The following is a 16306-nucleotide window of genomic DNA, read 5'->3' as shown; positions in this document are numbered from 1 at the left end:
GGCTGCCGGTGGATCCCCGGGCGGTGCCCCGGTTTCTGCCGCGGCTCGGGCACCGTACCGCCGAGGCCTATCTGGCGGCGGTGGCCGCCGCCACCCTTCCCGGTACCAGGATCACCGCGGCCGCCCTCGACCACGTCATCGGCCTGCTGCTGGTGCGCACCGCGGACCTGCCCCTCTCCCACCGCGATCTGATCGCCCGCATCGGCCGACAGGCCATCGACGCATGGCGGGTCGAGGACACCGAACGGCTCGTCGCCGCGCTCCGCCCGTACCGGCCGGAGTACGCGGAACGGCTCGCCGAGCACGCCCAGCGGCGGCTGAGCACCTCCAAGAAGCTGGTCCGCCGCTTCACCCAGCGCAGGCCGAAGCGCGACACCGGGGAGGGGTGAGCATGTATCTCTTCCTCGGCATCTTCTACCTGGCCGGGCTGGGGCCGTTCGTGGCCGTCGCCCCGCTGATCGCGGTGGGCCGGGCGCTCGGCCTCACCGGTGAGCTGCTGGGGCGGTACGGGCGGCTGCTGATCGGAGTACTGCGCCGCCGCACGCCGGAGTTCGTGACACTCCCGCCGTTCCGCCCGCAGGACGAGCCGCAACCGGCGCACCGGCAGTACTTCTTCGGTCCCGCACTGCGCGATCTGCGTCAACTGAACACGCTGGCACGGCGGTTGTACGTGCGGACGGTCGGCGACGGCTTCCGCTCGGTGACGCTGCATCAGTTCACCCGGCCCACCCAGAGCCGCTTCCTGACCGTGCCGTTCGGGCTGACGCTGTATGCGGGCCTCGCGCTGGGCGCCGTCCTCGTCGTCCCCTTCCTCGCCGTGGCGCTGCTGCTGCACGGCCTGCTGATCGCGGTGCTGCACGCGGCCGCCCGGCTGGCCGCGAGCCTGCTGCGGGCCCTGGACGTGGCCGCGCTGTGGACCCGTGCGCTGCACAACGGCATGCTGTGCCCGCACTGCTTCGAGCGGGTCCCGTACCCGGCGTACGAGTGCCGCAACGCCTCGTGCCGCCGTCGGCACACCGATATCCGGCCCGGCCGCTACGGCATCGTGCGACGGCGGTGCCAGTGCCGCACCAAGCTCCCCACGCTGCTGATGCTGATGCCGAAGAAGCGCCGCCTGGAGGCGCACTGCACCTTCTGCGCCAAGCCGATGGGCCAGGACGCGGGGCACCTGGCCGAGACCGTACTGCCGTTGATCGGCGGCCGGGCCGCGGGCAAGACGCAGCTGATGGCGGCGATGCTGATGAGCCTGGACTCCGGCGAGGGCTCCGCGCTGCGCGCCGCCGACGAGGACACCCGCGGCAATTACGAGATCCTGCGCGAGGTCCTGGAGATCCAGGGGCACACCCGCTCCACCCAACGCGCCCTCCCCCGGGCCTACTCGGTCATCCTCACCCAGGGCCGCACGGAGCGGCTGCTGCATGTCTTCGACACGGCCGGCGAGCGTTTCACCCACCGCGAGGACATCGACGCCCTGGGCTATGTCCGGGCGGCGCACACCTTCCTGTTCGTCCTGGATCCGCTGGCCGTGCCCGCCTTCTGGGAGGGGCCCGGGGCCGGGCGGCACAGCACGGTGGACCGGGCGCTGGCCTCAAGTGTCCATCCGGAACTGGTCTTCCAGCAGACCGTGCAGGCGATGCTCCAGATGGATGCGCCGCTGAAGCAGTCGCGCCTCGCGGTGGCGATCAGCAAGACGGACCTGCTGCATACGGAGAGCCTGCCGGAGGGCAGCCCCGACGACCGTCCCGGCGACGGCTTCGGCAACAGCGGACCCGACGACAGCGACCGGGCCCGCGACTGGCTGATCAAGGAGCTCCAGTTGGGCAATCTCGTACGTGCGATGACGCACAACTTCCGGGAGGTGCGGTTCTTTTTCACCGCCGCTGTCACGGTGGAGGAACGGCGGGTGCACGACAGCATGACGCCGTTCGTCACATGGTGTCTGCACGAGGGCCGTGGGTGAGCCGCTGAGCTGTTGGGTGAGCCGCTGAGGCGTTGGGTGAGCCGCTGACGAGATGCAGCCGGGTGCCGGGCGTGCCTACGATCGAGTGACGAGACCTTAGGGCCTGTCCGATGGGTCAGGGCCGGAAAGGCCGCGGGCCCGGCCCTGACCCATCGGACAGGCCCCAGGTGGACGCACTCCCGGTACGAGGGTCCGGCCACTCAGGGAGGCGCTTGCCGTGCTTCGGGCACATCGGCTTCCGGCACACCGGCTGATGACGGGGTACGCGTACCTGGTCGCCCTCCTCACTCTCCTCTACCTGGGCATCCCTGACGCCCGTACACCGGTGTGGGCCGCCATCGGGCTGCTCGGCGTCGCGGCGATACTGACCGGCGTCCGGATCCACCGGCCCGCCCACCGCTGGCCGTGGTGGGCGCTGGCCGCGGGGCTGTTCACCTTCGCCGCGGGCGACACCGTCTACAACGTCCTGGCCTCCTACCTGGGCGTGGTCCACCCCTTCCCCTCGCTGGCGGACGCCTGCTACCTGCTCACCTACCCGCTGTTCGCCACGGGGCTGTTCGGCCTGGTCCATTACCGCTGGTCGGGCCGTGATGTGCCCAACCTGCTGGACGCGCTGATCCTTACGTCGGGGCTGTCCGTACTGGTCTGGGACTTTCTGGTGCAGCCGCTCACCCATGTCCAGGGCCAGCCCTGGACGGAGCGCGCCGTCTCCATCGCCTACCCGCTCGGTGACGTGCTGGTGCTGGCGCTGCTGACCCGGCTGCTGGTGCCGAGCATCCGGGCCAGGCGCATGCGTGCGGTGCAGCTGCTGGTCATCGGCACGGCCACGATGCTGGGCTTCGACATCGCCTACGGCATTCTCCAGCTCAACGGGGAGTGGCAGGCCGGCCCCGTCCTGGACACCGGCTGGGTCGTCTTCTACACAGCGTGGGGGATGGCCGCCCTGCATCCCTCCATGGTGGAACTGACCGCGCACGCCCCGCAGGGCCCGTCTCCGGTCCCGCCGATGCGTCGGCTGCTGCTGCTCTCGCTGACCTCGCTGATCGCGCCGGCCCTGCTGCTCTACGAGGCGCTGCACGGCGCAGCGCGGGACGTCGCGGTGATCGCCGCGTTCTCGGGCGTACTGTTCCTGCTCGTCATCGCGCGTCTGACGGGCATGGTGGTGGCGCACCGCCGGGCGATCGACCGCGAGCGGGTGCTGGGCGCGGCGGCCGCGTCGCTGGTCACGGCGGTCCGGCCGCAGGAGATCTCGCGGATCTGCGGCACGGCGGCGGCCGCGCTGTTCGGGCCGCATACGCGGTGTGAGATCAGGCTGCTCGCGGCCGAGGACATGGACGCGGAACGGCAGCGGGCCGGTCCGCTCGCCCGCTCCGAGTCCCGGCTGATGTCCGTCGGCGATCTCTCCCCGGGCATCGCCGCCGGACTGGGGCACCTGCCCAGCGTCCTGGTGTGCCCCGTCATCGTGCCGGACCGCCCGGCCGGCGGCGAGCTGCTGGGCATCCTGCTGGCCGCGGGCCCCACGAAGCCGCTCGCCGAGATGCGGCGCTCGCTGGAGATCCTGGCCTCGCACGCCGGGCTGGCCATGGAGCGGGTCGGGCTGAGCCAGGAGATCAGCCGGCGGGACAGCGAGGCGTACTTCCGGGCGCTGGTGCAGCAGGCCTCGGACGTCATCCTCATCGTCGATGACGACGACACCATCCGGTACGCGAGCCCGTCGGGGAGGTCGCTGTTCGGCGATGTCCGGCTGACCGGGACGGGCCTGTTCGCCCTGGTCGACGTGCGCGACCGGGAGCGGGCGCGGCATGCGGTGCAGGCCATCCGCAGCGACGAAGGGGAGGAGGACCGCGACAGCTGGTGGCTGGTCCGCGCCACCGGCCGGATCGAGGCGGAGGTGCGCTTCAGCGATCTGCGGCACGATCCGACCGTCCACGGGCTGGTCATCACGCTGCGGGACGTCACCGAGCAGCGCCAGCTCGAGCAGGAACTGACCCGGCGCGCCTTCCACGATGCGCTGACCGGCCTGCCCAACCGGACGCTGCTGCTGGAGCGCATCGGCCGCGCCCTGCTGCGCGGCGAGCGCGAGTCGACCGTCACGAGTGTGCTCTTCATCGACCTGGACGATTTCAAGGTCGTCAACGACACCATGGGGCACACGGTCGGCGACCAGCTGCTGGTCGCGGTGGCCGGCCGGCTGTCGGACTCGCTGCGGCGCAGCGATACCGCGGCGCGGCTGGGCGGCGATGAATTCGCGGTCCTGATGGAGGACACGAAGGTGGTCACCAATGCCGAGAGCCTGGCCACGCAGGTGCTGCAGGCTCTCAGCCGGCCGTTCCGCCTGGCGGACGGTTCGGTGACCATCTCCGCGAGCGTGGGGGTGGCCACCGCCATGGACAGTTCGGGCGCGGAAGAGCTGCTGAGCCATGCGGACCTGGCCCTGTACGCGGCGAAGGCGGCGGGGAAGCGGCAGTGGCGCCGGTTCCAGCCGGGTCTGCACGCGCGCATGGTGGAACGGCACGAGATGCAGGCGAGCCTGGACGCGGCGATCGCCGAGCAGGCGTTCGCGCTGCGCTATCAGCCCATCGTGGACATCACACAGGGCGATGTGGTCGGGTTCGAGGCGCTGGTGCGGTGGCCGCATCCCCGGCGGGGCCTGGTGCCGCCGAGCAAGTTCATCGAATTCGCCGAGGAGACGGGGCAGATCACCTCGCTGGGCGCGTGGGTGCTGGAGCACGCCGCCGCCAGCTTCACCCGGTGGCAGGAGACGCTGGAGGGTTCGCGGCCGCCCCCGTACGTCAGCGTCAATGTCTCCGCCCGTCAGCTGCGCGACGCGGGCTTCCTCGACGAGGTGAGCAAGGTGCTGGAGACCCCACGGCTGGCGCCCGGGGCGCTGCTGCTGGAGCTCACCGAGACCGAGCTGATGCGCGGGGACGACCAAGTGCACGCCGTGCTGCGGACGTTGAAGAACCTCGGCGTGCGCATCGCGATCGACGACTTCGGCACCGGCTTCTCCTCGCTCAGCTACCTACGGGAATTCCCGATCGATGTGCTGAAGATCGACAAGTCGTTCATCGACGACATCCTGCTGGGCGCCCAGCAAGTGGCGCTGGTCGAGGGCATCGTGCGGATCGCCGACACGCTGGGCCTGGAGGTCATCGCCGAGGGCATCGAGGACGCCGCTCAGCGGGACCTGCTGGCGGGCATGGGCTGCCGCTTCGGCCAGGGCTATCTCTTCGCCCGCCCGATGACCGCCGAGCAGGGCGAACTGCTGCTGCGCCGGCGGAACGGCTCCCGGCCGCCGGCCGACATACCGGCCGAGCAGCCGCCCCCCGGCAAGGCGCCCACGGCCGGCACCCGCCCGCCTCCCCGGCCCGCCACGCCTGCGCAGCTCCCCGGCAGGCAGGAGGTCGCCAGGTACGACACGGTTGCCGAACCCCGAGGGGTACGCCGCGATCCACGCTGCGGTGACCTCGAGCACCTGCGGCGGACCAGCCCGATGAGCGACGCGGTCCTGGACGAGGTACGGGGCCGGCACCTGCGCAGTGGCGACCACTGGCTGATCGACTTCGCCTCGTGCAACTACCTGGGCTTCGACTGGGATCCCGAGATCACCGAGGCCATCGGACCAGCCGTCAGAAACTGGGGCTCCCACCCCAGTTGGTCCCGGCTGCTGGGCAGCCCCCGCCTCTACCCCGAGATCGAGGAGAAACTCGCCGCGCTGCTGCACGCGCCCGACACCCTCGTCCTGCCGACGGTCACCCTCATCCATACTTCCGTGATCCCCGTCCTCGCCGGCGAGGGACATGTCTTCGTCGAGGCCGAGGCACACCGGACCGTGTACGACGGATGCACCGCGGCCCGGGGGCAAGGGGCGACGGTACAGCGGTTCCGCGCCGACCAGCCGGACCGGCTCGACTCCCTGCTCCGCGCCGTCCCCAACAGCTCCGCCCGGCTGGTGTGCCTGGACGGCGTCAACAGCATGAGCGGCAAGGTCCCCGACCTGCCGGAACTGGCCGCCATCTGCCGGGACCGGAGCGCAACGCTCTACATCGACGACACCCACGGCTTCGGTGTCCTCGGGGAACGCGTACCGGACGAGCCGTGCCCCTACGGCTCCCGCGGCAACGGCGTGGTCCGCCACACCGGGGAGACCTACGACGACATCGTCCTGGTGGGCGGCTTCTCCAAGGCGTACTCGTCCCACCTCGCCTTTCTCGCCCTGCCCTGCTGGCTCAAGGACCACCTCAAGGTCGCCGCCGCGCCCTACCTCTACTCCGGCCCCTCCCCCACCGCGTCGCTCGCCACCGCCCTGGCCGGGCTGGCGGTCAACGACGCGCGCGGCGATGCCATCCGGGCGGAGCTGCACCGCAAGACGAGGCGGGTGCTGGACCACGCCGAACGCCTCGGCCTGGACACCCGCAACCCCGGCGGGTTCCCCATCCTGCACATCCCCCTCGAGGACGCCTCGGACCTGGACGCGGTCGCCGCCTTCCTCTGGGAGAACGGCATCTATGTGGCACTGGCGGCCTACCCCCTCGTGCCGCACAACCGGGTCGGATTCCGCATCCAGATCACGGCGTTGAACTCCGACGAGGACATCGAGCGGCTCAACGACACCCTCACCCGGCTCGCCGAACGGTTCGCGCTGCGGGCGCGGAGCTGAGCCGGCATGCCCCGGTGGAGGGCGAGTGAACGTCGGGCGGATCCGGCGGCCCCTCGCCCTTCGCGGGCGGCCGCGCGGGTGATCAGCGGACCGGGCGGTCCACCGGCGTGCTGGAGGCGCGTACGACCAGTTCCGGGGCGAGCCGGACCGCCCGGCGGGCTCCGGTACCGGCCGGGCGGTGGGTGAGCAACCGGGTGGCCTCGGCGGCCAGTTCGCCGACGGGCTGGCGGACGGTCGTCAGGGCCGGGTCGGCGAGGCCCGCCAGGGGGATGTCGTCGAAGCCGGTGACGGCGACCTCGCCGGGGACGTCCGCGCCGAGCTGGCGCAGCCGCTGGAGCGCGCCGACGGCGATGAGGTCATTGGCGCAGACATAGGCGTCCGGCCGGGAGTGCCAGCTGCGGTCGACGGCCTCGCGGCCCCACTCCGCCGAGAAGTCGCCGAGCTCGAGGCGGGCGGGCGCCTGCGGGTCCAGCGCCGCGGCCCCCGCCTCGTACGCCGTCCGCCTCTCGAGCGCCGCCGATGCGGTCCCGGCCGCGCCGACGAAGCAGGGGCGGCGGCGGCCGGTGGCGGCCAGGTGATCCAGTACGAGGGCCATACCTGCGGCGTTGTCGACGGCGACCGAGTCGGCGACGCCGGGGCCGCAGCCACGGTCGAGCAGCACCAGCGGGACACGGGCGGCCGCGGCCGCCACCGCATCCCGGCTGCGGCGCTCATCGGCCGGTATGAGGAACAGGGCATCGACCTGCCGGTCCAGGAGGGCGCCGATCCGGGCCGCCTCGGTCAGCGGGTCGTCGTCGCAGTCGGCGAGCAGTACGGCTCGGCCCTCGGCGTGCAGGGCGTGCTCCAACTCCCGTACGAGGGACGGGAAGAACGGGTTGGTGATCTGCGGCAGAACGAGGCCGACGGTGCCGGTGGAGCGGCTGCGCAGGGCGCGGGCGACCTGGTTGGGGCGGTAGCCGAGGCGTGCGGCGGCCTCCCGCACCGTACGGGCGGTCTCGGCGCCGACCGGGCGGGTGCCGGCCAGGACCCGGGAGACGGTGGCGACGGAGCAGCCGGACGCCCGTGCGACGTCCTTCAAGGTCACTTCGGCCACAGTGGTGCGCCCCTTTGCGCTCGGTCACGATGGCGGCAAACGTTATCACCGCCCCCGCACCGTGTCGGTACCGTCTGGTAACCGGTCGTATGGCTCACACTTCGTTGACATCCGGCGGACCCATGAGCGACATTCCCGGAGAACGTTTTCCAGAGAACGTTTCCCGAGGTACCCGAGGTAGCAGCCTTCTGCGGCGCTCCCAGAGACTTCACCCCGCACGACCGTTCCGCAGAGCAAAGGGGCTCGTCCGTTGGCCAGAAAGATCATCCTCGACTGCGACCCGGGGCACGACGACGCGGTCGCCATGCTCCTGGCTCACGGCAATCCCGACGTCGAGCTGGTCGCGGTGACGACCGTGGTCGGAAACGCGACGGTCGAGAAGGTGACCCGCAACGCCCTGTCCGTGGCACGCATCGCCGGGATCACCGGCGTTCCGTTCGCCGCCGGCTGCCCGCGTCCGCTCGTACGGGACATCGAGACGGCACCCGAGGTCCACGGCGATTCCGGTCTGGACGGCCCCGAGCTGCCCGAACCCACCATCGAGCTGGACCGCCGGCACGCCGTCGACCTGATCATCGACACCGTGATGGCGCACGAGCCGGGCGAGATCACCATCGTCCCGACCGCCGGGCTGACCAATATCGCGATGGCCGTGCGCAAGGAGCCGCGCATCGCGGAGCGGGTCCGTGAGGTCGTCCTGATGGGCGGCGGCTTCCACGAGGGCAACTGGAGCGCGGTCGCCGAGTTCAACATCAAGATCGACCCCGAGGCCGCGCACATCGTCTTCAACGAGGCATGGCCGGTCACCATGGTCGGCCTGGACCTCACCCACCAGGCGCTGGCCACCCCCGAGGTCGAGGCGAAGATCGCCGCCGTCGGCACCGGGCCCGCGCAGTTCGTCCTCGAGCTGCTGGACTTCTTCCGCGAGGCCTACCGGGAGAACCAGGGCTTCGACCACCCGCCGGTCCACGACCCGTGCGCGGTCGCCTATGTCATCGACCCGGACGTGATGACCGTCCGCAAGGCCCCGGTCGACATCGAACTGCGCGGTGAGCTGACCCTCGGCATGACCGTGACGGACTTCCGTGCCCCGGCGCCGGCCGACTGCACCACCCAGGTGGCGGTCAAGCTCGACCGCGAGCGGTTCTGGAACCTCGTGGTGGACGCCCTCGAGCGGATCGGTGACGTAGCGGCATGAGCACCACGACCCACATGACCACCACGGAGACCCGCCCGTCCTGGGCGCCCCAGGGATCCGGTGTCCGCATCGGCGTCCTGGTCACCGCGCTGCTCGCGGCCTGCTTCGCCTTCCAGCTCAATGCGAGCATGCTCAGCCCCGCGCTGAAGAGCATCGAGGACTCCCTCGGCGCCAGCTCCGCGGAGATCGGCCTCACCCAGACCGCGTTCTTCACCTCCGCGGCGCTGTTCTCCCTCTTCCTTCCGCGGCTGGGCGATGTCATCGGCCGCCGCAAGGTGCTGGCCGGCATGCTCGGCCTGATGGTCATCGGCTGTGTGGTCGCCGCGCTGGCGACCAGCGTCCCGATGCTCTTCGCCGGCCGCATCATCCAGGGCGTGTCCGGTCCGGTCGTCCCGCTGTGCCTGATCATGCTGCGGGTCGAGGTGACCGAGCCGAAGCGGTACGGCACCCTGCTGGGTGTGATCACCGCCGTCAACGGCGGTATCGCCGGTCTCGACTCCCTCGCGGGCGGCTACCTCGCCGACCGGCACGGCTTCTCGTCCGTCTTCTGGGCGATGGCGGTCGTCGCGGCGCTGGCCACGGCCCTGGTCGCCACCCTGACGCCCGAGTCCAAGGCACCGGCCGCGCACCGTATGGACTGGCCCGGTGTCGCCTTCCTCGTCGTCTCCATCGGCGCGCTGCTGATCGCGCTGAACGAGGCCGGCAAGCTCGCCGCGGCGGACTGGTCGCTGATCGCCGTCCTCACGGTCGTCGCCGTGGCCGCATTCGCCGCCTTCTGGCGCACCGAGAACAGCAGCCGCCACCCGCTGGTCGCCACGCACCACCTCAAGCAGCGCGCCACCTGGGCGACCCTGCTGACCACCGTGCTCACCATGACCGGCGTGTTCGCCGTCATGAACGGCCTGATCCCGGCGTTCGCCCAGGACGCCCAGGCCGGACTGGGGATGAGCGCGGAACAGTCCGCCTGGTGGACCCTGACGCCGTACGCCCTCGCGGGCCTTGCCATGGGCCCGGTCGCCGGCCGCCTCGCCGCCACCTTCGGCTACGGCCGCATCCTGCGGTTCGGCCTCGTCGGCGCGGTGGCGACCGTCGTCCTGATGCTCCTCACCCTCGGCAGCCACTCGCACCTCCTGCTGCTGGGGGCCTCGCTCCTGGTGGGCATCACCTACGCCGGCGTCGCCAACATCGTCCTCAACGGGCTCGGCATCGTCCTCTCCCCCAGCGAGAACCCGGGCTTCCTGCCCGGCCTCAATGCGGGCGCCTTCAACCTCGGCGCGGGCCTGAGCTTCGCCCTCCTGTACGCGGTCAAGACGGCCTGCGCCCCCGCGGACCCCACGTCCCACGGCGGGTACGCCGCCGGCATGATCGCGGGCGTCGTCATCATGGCCCTCGCCATCGCGACGTCGTTCCTGATCCCGAAGCCGGTGACCGCCGAAACACCGAGCTGAGGCACGCCGTCACCGGGTCACCGCTCGCCTTCCAGGCAGGCGGTGACCCAGGCGTGAAACGCCCCGATGTGGTGCTCGCTGGGGACGAGCACCCCGCCGTCCCGGTAGGCACGCGACTCCATGGCCGGCTGGGTGCGTTCACAGGCGGCGAAGTCCTGGGCGTTGACCCGGTGGAAGAGTTCGACGGAACGGGAGACATCGGCGCCGGAGCCGACCACTTCCGGCAGATACAGCCAGTCGCATTCGACGGCCGTCCGGTCGGCGGCCAGCGGAAACATCCGGTGGACGATGACATGGTCCGGGACGAGATTGACGAACACCTGCGGCCGGACGGTCATCGCGTAATAGCGGCGGTCCTGGCCGTCCTCGATGCCGGGCAGCCGCCCGAAACCCGCGCTGCCGTCGACGGTGAACCCCTGCGCCTGTGCCGCGAAGTCCGCGCCATGGCCCACGTAGTACTGAGCCGCGAAACCGTCCGCGAACTCCGGTAGCACATCGGTCAGTTCGGGGTGGATGGTCGCGCAGTGATAGCACTCCATGAAGTTCTCGATGATGAGCTTCCAGTTGGCCCGGACGTCGTAGGTGAGGCGCTTGCCCAGGGCGAGGCCCTCGGTGCGGTAGCGGTCGATGGCGGCCGGGTCGCCCAGCCGCTCGACGGCCGCGCCGATCACCGTGTCCTCGAAGGACGGCGGATCGTCGGCCAGGCACACCCACGCATAGCCGAGCCATTCCCGCAGCGGGACGGTCACCAGGCCGCGCTCGGTGCGGTCGATGTCCGGCATCTTCTGCAGATGGGGCGCGGCGATCAGCCGGCCGTCCAGGTCGTAGGTCCAGGCGTGGTACGGGCATTGCAGGTTACGGCGGACCTCGCCCGACTCCTCGGTGCACAGCTGGGCGCCGCGGTGCCGGCAGACGTTGAGGAAGGCCCGCAGTGCGCCGGCCCGGTTGCGGGTGATCAGTACGCTCTCGCGGCCGATCCGCACCGTGCGGAAGGCGCCCGGCTTGTCCAGGTCGGCGGCGCGCACCGCGCAGCACCACAGCCGCTCGAAGATGTTCTGCTGTTCCTGCCGGAAGATCTCGGGGTCGGTGTAGTAGCGGCCGGCGAGGGTGGCGATCAGGCTCGGAGAGACGGGGTTCGCGGGCATCGGGCTCGGGGAGATCGGGGTCGTCGTCACGTGCGTACTCCTCAGGCGGGCGCGGCGGCGAGGCGGTGGGGGTCGAACAGCCCGATGGGGTGCGCGGTGGCACCGGTCAGGGCCAGGTCGGCGAGGATTTCGCCGACGACGGGCACGAATTTGAAGCCGTGCCCGGAGAACCCGCAGGCCACGGTGACGGACTCCGGGTGCGCGGGGTGCCGGGCGATGACGAAGTGTTCGTCGGGGGTGTTGGAATACATGCAGGTGGCGGCCTTGACGAAGGTGCCGGGGAGGTCGGGGACGCAGCGGGACACCTGGTCCGCCATGGCCCGTACCTCGTGCTCGTGCACGGTCCGGTCGATGGTCTCCGGGGTGCACACGACGCCCTTGCGGAAGAAGGCGACCTTGGCGCCCAGCTCCGGTCCGTCGATGGCCGGAAAGCCGTAGACCTGGACTCCGGCCGCGTCCTCCCAGATGTAGATGGGGTGGTGCGCCGGCCGGAAGGGCCCGACGCCGTGCACCGGCTGGAACCAGTACATGATCTGCCGCTCGATGGTGAACGGCACTCCGAGGTCGGTGAGCAGCTCCGGCGCCCACGCCCCCGGACAGATCACCAACTGCCCTGCGGTGTAGGTGTTCTCGGCCGTGTGGACGCGTACGCCGTCCCGGTACGGCTCCCAACGGGTCAGCGGCTCGTCGAAGTGCAGGTCGGCGCCCTGCCGGGTGGCCAGCTGAAGGTGCGCGGCGACGGTGTTCTCGGGGCGGACCAGACCGGCCCGCGGCTCGTAGAGCGCGACCTCTTCGTCGTGCGGGGTCAGGGTCGGGAAGCGGCGGCGGATCTCCTGCGCGTCCAGCATGTCGTGGGGCAGGTCCCACTGCTGGGCCGAGCGCAGCGAGCCGACGACGGTGCGCGAGTCGGGCCGGCCGACCATCACACCGCCGCACAGGGTGGCGATCTCCCGGCCGGTTGCCCGCTGCACCTGGTCGTACAGCTCGTACGAGCGCAGCAGCAGCGGTACATACGCCGGGTCCTCGAAGTAGGACTGCCGGGTGATCCGGGAGCCGCCGTGGCTGGAGCCGCGGTGGTGGACGGGGCCGAACTTCTCCAGGCCGAGCACGCGGGCGCCGCGGGCGGACAGGTGGTGGGCGGCGGCGCTGCCCATACCGCCCAGGCCGATGACGATCACGTCGTACGTGGGGGACACGGTGGCCTCCTCGGTCGTGGCACGGTTTCGGCGTCGACTGTGCTCACTTCAGGATGTGGGTCATCTTCGGGTCGAAGAGCGGCTCGTCGGCGACGGTCGCCGGGACCTTCTCGCCGAAGTACTCGAGGTGTACGCCGGTGCCGGTGGCGAGCGGCGGCAGCCAGGCGTAGGCGACGCACCGGCCCAGCGTGTAGCCGTACGCGGCGCTGGTCACGTAGCCGACGGGGGCCCCGTCGAGGTACACGGGCTCCTTGCCGAGAACGACCGCGGCCGCGTCGTCGAGGAGGAGAGGGGTGAGTTTGCGGCCGACGGGGCCTTCGTCGAGGGCGTCCCGCCCCACGAACTCCTTGTCCTTACGGACCGCGAATCCCACCCCCGCCTCGTAGGGCGTGTGCTCGTCGGTCATGTCGACGCCCCAGGCGCGATACCCCTTCTCCAGCCGCAGGCTGTTGAAGGCACTCCGCCCGGCGGCGATCACGCCATGCTCCTGACCGGCCGCCCAGAGCGTGTCCCAGAGGCGAAGCCCCAGGTCGGCGGTGGTGTACAGCTCCCAGCCCAGCTCACCGACATACGACAGCCGCATCGCCGTCACCGGCACATGGCCGAGGTGGGTCTGCCTGGCGCGGAAGTAGCCGAAGGCCTCGTGTGAGAAGTTGTCGCGGGTCAGCGGCTGGACGAGATCGCGGGCGAGCGGTCCCCAGACGCCGATGCAGCAGGTGCCGGACGTGATGTCCCTGATCTGGACTCCTCCCCCACTCTCGGCTCCGCTCGAGCGGGAGGTGCCCCCAGGCGCATGCCGCAGCAACCAGTCGAGATCTGCCGGGGAGTTGGCGCCGACCTGGAAGCGGTCGGGGCCCAGGCGGGCGACGGTGAGGTCGGAGCGGATGCCGCCGGTCTCGTCCAGGAGCAGGGTGTAGGTGACCGCGCCGGGCTTCTTGCGGAGGTTGTTGGTGGTCATACGCTGCAGGAAGGCCAGCGCGTCCGGCCCGGTGACCTCCAGCCTGCGCAGCGGTGTCATGTCGTACAGCGCGACCTTCTCGCGGGTCGCCTGCGCCTCCGCTGCGGCGATCGGCGACCAGTAGCGGGCCGACCAGGCGTCGCGCTCGGGGAGCGCGAGCCCCTCGGTGAGCGGGGCGTTGGCCTCGTACCAGTGCGGGCGCTCCCAGCCGCCGCCCTCCAGGAAGTACGCACCGAGCTCCTGCTGGCGCGCGTAGAAGGGGCTGGTACGCAGGGGCCGGGGCTGCTCCATGGGCTGGAGCGGGTGGATGACGTCGTACACCTCGATGAAGTTCCGCGCGCCGCGGTCGGCGATGTAGGCGGGCGAGCGCTGGGCGTCCTCGAAGCGGGAGAGGTCGCACTCGTGGATGTCGACGGCGGGCCGGCCGTCGGTCATCCACTCGGCGACGGCCTTGGCGACGCCCGCGGAGTGGGTGACCCAGACCGCCTCGGCGAGCCAGAATCCGCGCAGGTCACGGGATTCGCCGAGGACCGGCATGCCATCGGGGGTGAAGGAGAAGACCCCGTTGAAGCCCTCCGCGATCCGGGAGCCGGCCAGTGCGGGGAGAAGCCCGATGCTGTCCTGCCAGCTCGGCGCGAAGTCGTCCTCGGTGAAGGGCAGCGAGGACGGCATGACGGGAGATTCGTCGAAGGCGGGGACGGTGAAGGGGTCGACGGGCATCGGGCGGTGGGCGTAGGAGCCGATCCCGATGCGGTCGGTGTGCTCGCGGAAGTAGAGGTCGCGGTCCTGGAAGCGCAGGATCGGCTTGCTCGCTTCGGTACGGGCGTCGTTGGCTCCGGCGAGTTCGGGCAGCGGCTCGGTCCTGGCGTACTGGTGGGCCAGTGGCAGCAGCGGTACGTCCACCCCGGCCAGGGCGCCGATCACCGGACCCCAGAAGCCGGCGGCCGAGACGACATGATCGGCGGGGAAGGTCCCCCGGTCGGTGACCACACCCGTCACCCGGCCGCCCGCCCGCTCGATGCCGGTCACGGTGTGCCGCTCCAGGAAGCGGGCGCCGCGGCGCCCGGCCCGCGCCATCTGGGCGCGGCAGGCGGGCAGGGCGCGGGCCAGGCCGTCGTCGGGGGTGTGGAAACCGCCGTGGAGCATGGTCTCGTCGAGCATCGGCCAGAGCTGCTTGCACTGCTGCGGGGTGAGCAGTTCGCCGCGTACGCCCCAGGAGGCGGCGAGCCCCGCCTTGCGGTGCAGGTCGGCCCAACGGGCCTCGGTGGTGGCGATTTCAAGGCCACCCACGGGGTGGAAGCACGGCAGTCCGTCGACGTCGAGGGCGCCGAACTTCTGGACCGTGTACGCCGCGAACCCGGTCATGGTCTTGGAGGGGCCGGTCTGGAAGACCAGGCCGGGAGCGTGTGAGGTGGAGCCGCCGGGGGCGGGCAGCGGGCCCTGTTCGAGGACGGTGACATCGCTCCAGCCACGGGCGGTCAGCTCGTCGGCGAGGGAGCAGCCGACGATGCCGGCACCGATGACCACCACACGGGAACTGTTTGCGGGCGTACGGGACATGGCCCTCCTCCTGCCGACCCAGTGTTGCGCACTGCACGATCGGTTGCGCGATGAGAGACATCGTGGGAGCGCCGCGTCGGCAGCGTCAAGGGGTCCGGGCCAGCACTTCGTAAAGGGCTGGTTACGGCCGCGTACGCGACAGGCGGGGCCGGAGTTCGGGATCCGGCCCCGCCTGCATCCACCCTCCTGTCACCCGCTCAACAGGCGTACCCCATCCGCCGCGACAGCTCCTCGGCGGCGGCGACGGTGCGCTTGACCACCTCCGTCAGCCGCTCCTCGGCCAGCCGGTAGGCGGGCACCGACACACTGAGCGCCCCGATGACCGCGCCGTCGTGTGCCCGCACCGGCGCGGCCACCGCCCGCAGCCCGAGCTCCAGCTCCTCGATCGCCACCGCGAAGCCCCGCTCGACCACCTCCGCCAGCTCCCGGCGCAGCGCGGCCGCCGAGGTGACCGTCCGCTCGGTCAGCCGCGCCAACTTCCGTTCCAGTACGGCCTGTTGGACCGGCTCCGGCTGGTATGCGAGCAGCGCCTTGCCGCTGGACGTGGCGTGCAGCGGGGTGCGCCGGCCGAGCCAGTTCTGCGCGGTGACCGATGCCGGGCCACGCGCCTGCATGATGTTGACGGCGGCGTTGTTGTCGAGCACCGCGATATTGACCGTCTCCCCCAGCTCGTCGGCGAGGTCGCGGCAGACCGCCGCGCCCTCCTGCGAGATGTCCAGCCGTACCGCCGCGGCACCGGCCAGCCGCAACACCCCCGCACCGAGGTAGTACTTGCCGCGCTCCTGCTCCTGCGCGACCAGCCCCCGGTTCTCCAGCACCCCGAGCAGCCGGAACGCGGTCGACTTGTGTACGCCCAGTTCGTCGGCGACCTCGGTCACCCCGGCCTCGCCGTGCCGGGCGAGGATCTCCAGGACCGTGACGGCGCGGTCCACCGACCGCACCGCGCTGACCGGCCCTTTCGCCGCTTTCTCCGCCGCCCGCCCCGCCATTGTCATGCCCGTTGTCGCGCCCGCTGCCGCGTCCGTCGCCCAGTCCGTCATCCGCCCGACCTCGCCGCCCGGCACCCCGCTCCGGGGCCGCCGTTCACG

General features: G+C 71.4%; 9 protein-coding genes and 1 pseudogene. 5 read left to right on the top strand and 5 right to left on the bottom strand.

Annotated elements, in window-relative coordinates; translation table 11 throughout:
* From AB0D04_RS18885 to AB0D04_RS18875, 3 genes and pseudogenes are all read left to right on the top strand, one after another.
* Positions 1 to 389, top strand: a pseudogene (locus tag AB0D04_RS18885) (hypothetical protein); the annotation flags it as partial.
* 2 nt (positions 390 to 391) lie between these two features.
* The gene (locus AB0D04_RS18880; protein WP_362704322.1) at positions 392 to 1960 is read left to right on the top strand and encodes a hypothetical protein; all 1569 of its coding nucleotides are present in this window, start codon (positions 392 to 394) and stop codon (positions 1958 to 1960) included.
* Between the two features lie 253 nt (positions 1961 to 2213).
* Positions 2214 to 6620, top strand: coding sequence for an aminotransferase class I/II-fold pyridoxal phosphate-dependent enzyme (locus AB0D04_RS18875; RefSeq protein ID WP_362704319.1), 4407 nt, complete (start codon positions 2214 to 2216; stop codon positions 6618 to 6620).
* Positions 6621 to 6702: 82 nt separating this feature from the next.
* Here AB0D04_RS18875 and AB0D04_RS18870 read toward each other — a convergent pair whose 3' ends face one another.
* On the bottom strand, positions 6703 to 7704 hold the full coding sequence (locus tag AB0D04_RS18870) for a LacI family DNA-binding transcriptional regulator (RefSeq protein WP_362704305.1): 1002 nt from the start codon (positions 7702 to 7704) through the stop codon (positions 6703 to 6705).
* A gap of 259 nt (positions 7705 to 7963) precedes the next feature.
* Here AB0D04_RS18870 and AB0D04_RS18865 point away from each other — a divergent pair, with 259 nt between their 5' ends.
* Together AB0D04_RS18865 and AB0D04_RS18860 are read left to right on the top strand one after the other, a co-directional pair.
* The gene (locus AB0D04_RS18865) at positions 7964 to 8911 is read left to right on the top strand and encodes a nucleoside hydrolase (RefSeq protein WP_362704303.1); all 948 of its coding nucleotides are present in this window, start codon (positions 7964 to 7966) and stop codon (positions 8909 to 8911) included.
* A gap of 14 nt (positions 8912 to 8925) precedes the next feature.
* Positions 8926 to 10359 (top strand): MFS transporter, encoded by a 1434-nt coding sequence (locus AB0D04_RS18860; RefSeq protein ID WP_362704318.1) that lies wholly within the window; start codon positions 8926 to 8928, stop codon positions 10357 to 10359.
* A 17-nt stretch (positions 10360 to 10376) separates the two neighbouring features.
* Here AB0D04_RS18860 and AB0D04_RS18855 read toward each other — a convergent pair whose 3' ends face one another.
* The 4 genes from AB0D04_RS18855 to AB0D04_RS18840 form a co-directional block, all read right to left on the bottom strand.
* Positions 10377 to 11504, bottom strand: coding sequence for an aromatic ring-hydroxylating dioxygenase subunit alpha (locus AB0D04_RS18855; protein WP_362704316.1), 1128 nt, complete (start codon positions 11502 to 11504; stop codon positions 10377 to 10379).
* A 41-nt stretch (positions 11505 to 11545) separates the two neighbouring features.
* Positions 11546 to 12700: an N-methyl-L-tryptophan oxidase gene (solA, locus tag AB0D04_RS18850; RefSeq protein WP_362704300.1), complete on the bottom strand. Its 1155-nt coding sequence runs from the start codon at positions 12698 to 12700 to the stop codon at positions 11546 to 11548.
* Positions 12701 to 12743: 43 nt separating this feature from the next.
* Positions 12744 to 15218: an FAD-dependent oxidoreductase gene (locus AB0D04_RS18845; RefSeq protein ID WP_362704297.1), complete on the bottom strand. Its 2475-nt coding sequence runs from the start codon at positions 15216 to 15218 to the stop codon at positions 12744 to 12746.
* Between the two features lie 197 nt (positions 15219 to 15415).
* A complete protein-coding gene (locus tag AB0D04_RS18840) occupies positions 15416 to 16207 on the bottom strand; it encodes an IclR family transcriptional regulator (RefSeq protein WP_362704314.1) in 792 nt (263 codons plus the stop codon).
* Positions 16208 to 16306 lie beyond the last annotated feature (99 nt).

Origin of the sequence: Streptomyces sp. NPDC048483 (assembly GCF_040651455.1) — a bacterium.
GTDB lineage: Bacteria > Actinomycetota > Actinomycetes > Streptomycetales > Streptomycetaceae > Streptomyces.
Note: the sequence above shows the minus strand (reverse complement) of the source record. Positions and strands in the feature narration are given on the sequence as shown.

Bases quoted from the DNA above. Each gene is read 5' to 3' on its own strand.
- AB0D04_RS18880 (WP_362704322.1), top strand. From the start codon at position 392: ATGTATCTCTTCCTCGGCATCTTCTACCTGGCCGGGCTGGGGCCGTTC.
- AB0D04_RS18875 (WP_362704319.1), top strand. From the start codon at position 2,214: ATGACGGGGTACGCGTACCTGGTCGCCCTCCTCACTCTCCTCTACCTG.
- AB0D04_RS18860 (WP_362704318.1), top strand. From the start codon at position 8,926: ATGACCACCACGGAGACCCGCCCGTCCTGGGCGCCCCAGGGATCCGGT.
- AB0D04_RS18855 (WP_362704316.1), bottom strand. From the start codon at position 11,504: ATGCCCGCGAACCCCGTCTCTCCGAGCCTGATCGCCACCCTCGCCGGC.
- AB0D04_RS18840 (WP_362704314.1), bottom strand. From the start codon at position 16,207: ATGGCGGGGCGGGCGGCGGAGAAAGCGGCGAAAGGGCCGGTCAGCGCG.
- AB0D04_RS18845 (WP_362704297.1), bottom strand. From the start codon at position 15,218: ATGTCCCGTACGCCCGCAAACAGTTCCCGTGTGGTGGTCATCGGTGCC.